General features: G+C 65.5%; 7 protein-coding genes. 6 read left to right on the forward strand and 1 reads right to left on the reverse strand.

The genetic code is table 11. The features are described from left to right. The first annotated feature begins 116 nt into the window (after window positions 1-116). A complete protein-coding gene (locus MJ643_RS16745; protein WP_003259245.1) occupies window positions 117-656 on the forward strand; it encodes an Rrf2 family transcriptional regulator in 540 nt (179 codons plus the stop codon). A 107-nt stretch (window positions 657-763) separates the two neighbouring features. Here the strand turns inward: MJ643_RS16745 and MJ643_RS16750 are convergent, their stop codons facing one another. Then, a complete protein-coding gene (locus MJ643_RS16750; protein ID WP_208209394.1) occupies window positions 764-1,675 on the reverse strand; it encodes an AraC family transcriptional regulator in 912 nt (303 codons plus the stop codon). A 102-nt stretch (window positions 1,676-1,777) separates the two neighbouring features. Here MJ643_RS16750 and MJ643_RS16755 point away from each other — a divergent pair, with 102 nt between their 5' ends. The 5 genes from MJ643_RS16755 to MJ643_RS16775 all read left to right on the forward strand — a co-directional run bounded on the left by MJ643_RS16755 (window position 1,778) and on the right by MJ643_RS16775 (window position 6,267). Beyond that, the gene (locus MJ643_RS16755) at window positions 1,778-2,338 is read left to right on the forward strand and encodes a carboxymuconolactone decarboxylase family protein (RefSeq protein ID WP_003259243.1); all 561 of its coding nucleotides are present in this window, start codon (window positions 1,778-1,780) and stop codon (window positions 2,336-2,338) included. Between the two features lie 99 nt (window positions 2,339-2,437). Beyond that, a complete protein-coding gene (locus MJ643_RS16760; protein WP_208209393.1) occupies window positions 2,438-3,502 on the forward strand; it encodes an acyl-CoA dehydrogenase family protein in 1,065 nt (354 codons plus the stop codon). Beyond that, complete coding sequence (locus MJ643_RS16765; protein WP_038409780.1) at window positions 3,499-4,320, forward strand: ABC transporter ATP-binding protein; 822 nt, start codon at window positions 3,499-3,501, stop codon at window positions 4,318-4,320. Before MJ643_RS16760 ends, MJ643_RS16765 begins: the two co-directional genes overlap by 4 nt. Continuing rightward, window positions 4,307-5,512, forward strand: coding sequence for an ABC transporter substrate-binding protein (locus MJ643_RS16770; RefSeq protein ID WP_003259241.1), 1,206 nt, complete (start codon window positions 4,307-4,309; stop codon window positions 5,510-5,512). Before MJ643_RS16765 ends, MJ643_RS16770 begins: the two co-directional genes overlap by 14 nt. Beyond that, window positions 5,512-6,267, forward strand: a complete 756-nt coding sequence (locus MJ643_RS16775) for an ABC transporter permease (RefSeq protein WP_013973020.1) — start codon at window positions 5,512-5,514, stop codon at window positions 6,265-6,267. The genes MJ643_RS16770 and MJ643_RS16775 overlap by 1 nt, the downstream gene beginning before the upstream one ends. Window positions 6,268-6,351: the final 84 nt, after the last annotated feature.

The raw sequence follows: 6,351 nt of genomic DNA on the forward strand, positions 1-6,351 counted from the left end.
AATAGCTGTATTTACTGGGCTTAAGGGATAAACAAGGCCGACAGACGGCAGCTTTGCGCTTTGCGGTGCGGATGCTATAGGCGTATTATTTGCGACAAGATTGGTCGGAGATAGATATGTCGCTCTACAGTGCTGGCGTCGAATACGGTATCCATTGCCTGCTGTTCCTGGTGGACGAGCGGGGCGATTCGCGCGAGTCCAGCGTGCGCGACCTGGCGGAGTTGCAGGGTGTACCCCAGGAGTACCTGGCCAAGGTATTCACCAAGCTGGCCCGTGCCGGTCTGGTGGCCGCCACCGAGGGCGTGCGTGGCGGCTTCCGGCTGGCGCGGCCGTCGGATGAAATCACCGTGCTGGATATCGTCAATGCCATCGACGGGCCGAAGAAGATCTTCGACTGCCGCGAAGTTCGCGAGCGTTGCAGCCTGTTCGAGGGATCGCCGCCGGGTTGGGCGACCGAGGGCACCTGCGCGATCCACGCGGTGATGCTGGGTGCGCAGAAGCGCATGGAAGAGGCCCTGGCGCAGCAGACCATCCTTGATCTGGCGCGGCGGTTCGGGCGCAAGGCGCCGGCCGAGTTCGGGCAGAAGGTCAATGCCTGGATGGGTGAGCGGCGGGAGGGCAAAGGGGCAGGGGATATTCCGGTCAGTCAGGTCTGAATCTGCTGCCTGCACCGGCCTCTTCGCGGGTAAACCCGCTCCCACAGGTTCCAGAGATTGTGATATCCCTGTGGGAGCGGGTTCACCCGCGAAGAGGCCAGTGCAGGCTAACGCCCCTCATGCTGCCGCCGATACGCCCCCGGCTGCAGCCCCACCGCCTTGGCAAACGCCCGGGTAAACGCCGCCACTGACTGATACCCCACCTGTGCCCCCACCTGCTCCACGGTATGCCCCGCCCGCAGCAACTGGCTTGCAAGGCGCATGCGCAGCGCCAGCAGTACTTGCCCCGGCGACTGTCCGGCCAGTTCATTGAAACGCTTGAAAAACGCCGACCGCGACAACCCGGTACAGGCGGCCATGCTTTCCAGCGTCCACGCTTGCCCCGGTTGCTCGATCAACTGCTCCAGCAAACCGGCAAACGCCGGTTGCCGGGCGAGGGCGACCAGCCCGCCCAGCGATTGCCCGGCATGCACCTGCTGGCGTAGCACATACAGGAACAGCAAGTGCGTCAGCCGCTCCAGCAACGTCTGGGAAGGCCCGGCGGCGCGCCGGCACTCCTCCATGATCAGCTCGAACAACGCCCGCGCCGCATGCCCGGCCGGTTCATCGGCGCGCAGCAATATCCAGTCGGCCAGGCTGTCGACGATCAGCGCCGACAACCCCGGCCTGAAGTGGAAGAAACCACATACCAGGCCCACGCCATCGACCGCATCAACGTCCATGGCCTGCATCTGCTGGCGTGGCTGGGCGCAGGCACTTGCAGGGTCCTGGTCGCTGGCCAGGCGATAGCCGAGGTCGCGCAGCAGGAACACCGCATCGCCCGCCTCCAGGCGCAGTGCCTCGGGCTGGCCATCGATGTGCAGCCAGCAATGCCCTTGCACCACCAAGTGGAAGCTGGCCCGGCCCATGCCTTCGGTGCTGGCGTGCCAGCCGCGGCAGTAGCGGCCCACATGGAACAGGCTGGCATCGAGCTCCAGGCCCTCTAATAACCAATCGACAAGGTGGCTGGACGAAATCATCTAATGCAAAGACTCAAGAGCAAGGAAAGGCGACTGATGAATATGGAGGGTAGTTCTTATAACCAACAGACTGTAGTGACACTCATCAAAGGAGACCACTCCATGTCCTCGCGCATTACTTTACACACGCTGCAGAGCGCCCCGGAAGCGGCCCGTCCGTTCCTCGAGAACGCCCAGAAGAATTCCGGCTTCATCCCCAACCTGCTGGGCGTACTGGCCAATGCCCCGGCTGCGCTGGAAACCTACGTGACCGTTTCGGCACTCAACGGCAAAGCCGAACTGAGCCTGGCCGAGCGTGAAGTGGTGCAGCTGATTGCCGCCACCCAGCATGGCTGCGACTTCTGCGTGGCTGGCCACACGGCCGTGGCCCTGAACAAGGCCAAGCTGCCGCAGGAAGTGGTCGATGCCCTGCGTGCCCGTGGCGAGCTGCCCGATGCCCGGTATGAAACCCTGGCCGCGTTCGCCCGCGAAGTGATCGCCACCCGCGGCAATGTCAGCGAGGCCACTTACCAGGCCTTCCGCGCAGCCGGTTTCAGCGAAGGCAACGCCCTGGAGGTGATTCTGGGCGTGAGCCTCGCAACCCTGTGCAACTTTGCTAATGTGTTCGCCCAGACGCCGCTCAATGACGAGCTCGGCAAGTACCGCTGGCAACCTTCTGCATGATCCGCGCGTGACACCGGTCGTACCGCGATCGTTGCAGGAGCGGCCTTGTGCCGCGAATGGGCCGCCAGGCGGCCCCGGCGTTTTCAAAGGAGCAAGACCATGCAAGATTGTGCATTTCGACGCTGGCTGGATGCCAATGCCGAGGCCATTGACCGGGGCCAGTGCGAGCCGCAGCTGGTGCTGGCGCAAATCGCCGAGTCGCAGCTGCTGCGCGTCGGTGTCGACCCCGCCCAGGGCGGCACGGGCGGGCAGGTGACCGACGCGGTCGAGGCCATCGCCGCGATCGCCAGCCGCTCGCTGGCAGCGGCGTTCGTTTGCTGGGGCCAGCGCGCCTTCATCGAATACCTGTTGAACAGCCCCAACCAGCCCCTGCGCGAGCGCCTGCTGCCGCGCCTGCTGACTGGCGAACTGGCCGGTGCCACCGGGCTGTCCAACGCCATGAAGTTCTTGTCCGGCATCGAAGCGCTGCAGGTGCGTGGCCGCCCGCAAGCCGATGGCTGGCTGCTGGAAGGGTGCCTGCACTGGGTGACCAACTTGCGCAAAAGCGGCTTCGTGGTGGCTGCGGCTATCGAAGACGAAGCCGGTGGTGCACCGTTCGTGCTGGCCATCCCGTCCGACGCACAGGGCCTGGAGCGTTCCGACGACCTGCAACTGATGGGCCTGCAGTCAAGCAACACCGCAGCACTGGCCTTCCACCAGGTGCAATTGCAGCGTGGCTGGTTGCTGCACGAAAATGCCCGTGAGTTCCTGCCCCGGGTACGCCCGGCGTTCCTGGCGCTGCAGTGCGGCATGGCCATTGGCCTGGCGCGGCGGGCGCTGGCGGAAGTGCAGGCACACCTGCATGGCCGTGCCTCATTCCTCGACGAAGCACGTCAGGTGCTCAGCGAACGCCTGGAAAACACCGTGAACGAGCTCAAGCAGGGCCTGCTCGATGGCCGCTTCCAGCAGCAGCCGGCGGCCTTGTTCAAGCTGCGCATCACCTTGGCCGAAAGCGCTGCCGACGCCGTACAGCTGGAGTTGCAGGCCAGTGGTGGCAAGGCCTACCTCAGCGAGTACGGTGAAGGCTTTGCCCGCCGCTGGCGCGAGTCGGCCTTCGTGCCGATCGTCACGCCCAGCCTGGTGCAACTGCGCGCCGAACTGCAACGCCAGGCGGGCGCGGCATGAGCCAAATGTTGCTCGAAGCCCGTGACATCAGCCTGGGCTACCCGCGCGAGGGTGGCTGGCAAGCGGTGCTGGCGCAGTTCGACCTGCAGCTGGCCCCCGGCGAAGTGGTGACCATCCTCGGCCCCAGCGGGGTCGGCAAGTCCAGCTTGCTGCGGGTACTGGCCGGCCTGCAGCAGCCCCGCGGTGGCAGCGTGACCCTGCACGGCCAGCCGCTGCAGGGCCCGCACCCACGCCTGGCGGTGGCCTTCCAGGACCCGAGCCTGTTGCCCTGGTTGAACCTGGAGAAGAACGTCGCCTTCGGCCTGGACTTCGCCCGCCAGCCAAAACTTGCCGCCGCCGAACGGCGCGCACGCATCGACCATGCGATTGCCGCCGTGGGCCTGGCCCATGCCCGTGGCCAGTACCCGGCGCAGTTGTCCGGCGGCATGGCCCAGCGCACCGCGCTGGCCCGCTGCCTGGCCCGCCAGCCCGAAGTACTGTTGCTCGACGAGCCGTTCGGCGCGCTGGATGAAGTGACCCGGGCCGACATGCAGCAACTGCTGCTGCAACTGATCGCCACCCACAATACGGCGGCGGTGCTGATCACCCACGATATCGACGAAGCCCTGCTGCTGTCCGACCGGGTCCTGCTACTGGGCAACCACCCAGCGCACACCCTCGGCCAGTGGCACATCGACCTGCCGCAACCACGGACGCAGCGGGTCGAGGAACTGGGCGCCTTGCGCATCGAAATCCTCAAAACCCTTCGGCGGGCAAGCCGCACAGTCGAACCTACCCCAACCCCATTGCCCTCGGAGGCTGTCCATGTGCATGGATGACTGCTGTTCCTCTTCTTCGCGTCGCGATTTCCTCAAGCTCGGCGCCATGCTCACGGCCGCCGGAGCACTGCCGTTGCTGTCGAGCCTGCAGGCCCGGGCCGCCGCCGAGCCGGACGCGCCGGTGCGTATTGGCTACCTGCCGATCACCGACGCCACGCCACTGCTGGTGGCGCACAACAACGGCCTGTTCGAGGCCGAAGGCATCAAGGCCGAGCGCCCGGTGCTGCTGCGCAGCTGGGCGCAGGTGATCGAGGCGTTCATCTCCGGCCAGGTCAACGTCATCCACCTGCTGTCGCCGATGACCGTGTGGGCCCGCTACGCCAGCAAGGTGCCGGCCAAGGTGGTGGCCTGGAACCACGTGGGCGGTTCAGGCCTGACCGTGGCCCCGGACATCAGCGACATGAAACAGCTGGGCGGCAAGACCGTGGCCATCCCGTTCTGGTACTCGATCCACAACGTGGTGCTGCAACAGATGCTCGACGACAACGGCCTGACCCCGGTGTCGAAGCCGGCCAATGCGCCACTGGCCGGCAACGAAGTCAACCTGCTGGTATTGCCGCCGTCCGACATGCCGCCGGCGCTGGCCAGCAAACGCATCGCTGGCTATATCGTCGCCGAGCCCTTCAACGCCCTGGCCGAGAACCTCAAGGTTGGCCGCGTGCAGCGCTTTACCGGCGATGTGTGGCGCAACCACGCCTGCTGCGTGGTGTTCATGCACGAGCACGACCTGAACAACCGCCCGGAGTGGTCGCAGAAGGTGGTCAACGCCATCGTCAAGGCCCAGCACTGGACCCGTGACCACCGCGCCGAGGCCGCCGCACTGTTGTCCAAGGCCGGCCCCAACAAGTACACGCCGCATGAACCTGCGGTGCTCGGCAAAGTGCTGGCCCCGGCCGCCGAGGACCGTGCCGGTTACATTGCCAGTGGCGCCATTCGCCACCAGCAGTGGGACGAAAAGCGCATCGATTTCCAGCCTTACCCGTTCCCCAGCTACACCGAAGAACTGGTCAAGCGCCTGAAAACCACCCTGATCGAGGGCGACAGCGCGTTCCTGGCCGGCCTTGACCCGGCACAGACCGCCCGCGACCTGGTCGACGACCGCTTCGTGCGCAACGCCATTGCTACCGTTGGCGGGCCGTCGGTGTTCGGCATCGCCGATAACTTCGAGCGTAGCGAGGAGTTCGCGGTCTGATGCGCACGCATGTCGTTCATGCCGGCCTGGGGCTGGCCGGGTTGCTGGGTTTGTTGCTGTTGTGGTGGGCCGGTGTCGCGCTGTTCGGCCAGGCCGATGGCCTGTCGGCGCGCTTTTCGCCGGCAGCGACCCTGGCCAGCCTGGTCGAGTTGCTGGGGCAGGGCGAGGTGTACGGGCATATCTGGGTCAGCCTCAAACGTATCCTGATCGGGCTGCTGCTGGCGCTGCTGATCGGCGTGCCGCTGGGCTTGCTGGTGGGCAGCTACCGGCACCTGGAGGCGGCGACCACGCCGGCGTTCCAGTTTCTGCGCATGATCTCGCCGCTGTCGTGGATGCCGGTGGTGGTAATGCTGATGGGCGTGGGGGACCAGCCTGTCTACTTTCTGCTGGCGTTTGCCGCGTTGTGGCCGATCTTGTTGAACACGTCGGCCGGGGTAAGGCAGCTGGACCCGCGCTGGTTGCAGTTGAGCCGTAGTTTGAGTGCCACGCGCCGGGAAACCTTGTGCAAGGTGATCGTGCCGGGGGTGATCGGCCATGTGCTGACCGGCGTGCGCCTGGCTATCGGCATCCTGTGGATCGTGCTGGTGCCGTGCGAAATGCTCGGGGTCAGTGCGGGGCTGGGGTACTTCATTCTCGATACCCGCGACCGGCTGGCGTATTCCGAGCTGATGGCGATGGTACTGCTGATCGGGGTGCTGGGGTTTGTGCTGGATGCCCTGGCGCGTGGGCTGCATCGGCGCTGGGTGCATGGCTGACAGGCCAGTGTGGCTTCTTCGCGGGTAAACCCGCTCTCATAGAACTGCACATAACTCATTGAATTAGCAGGGACCCTGTGGGAG

It is taken from the genome of Pseudomonas sp. PNPG3 (assembly GCF_023093815.1).
Taxonomy (GTDB): Bacteria; Pseudomonadota; Gammaproteobacteria; order Pseudomonadales; family Pseudomonadaceae; genus Aquipseudomonas; species Aquipseudomonas asiatica.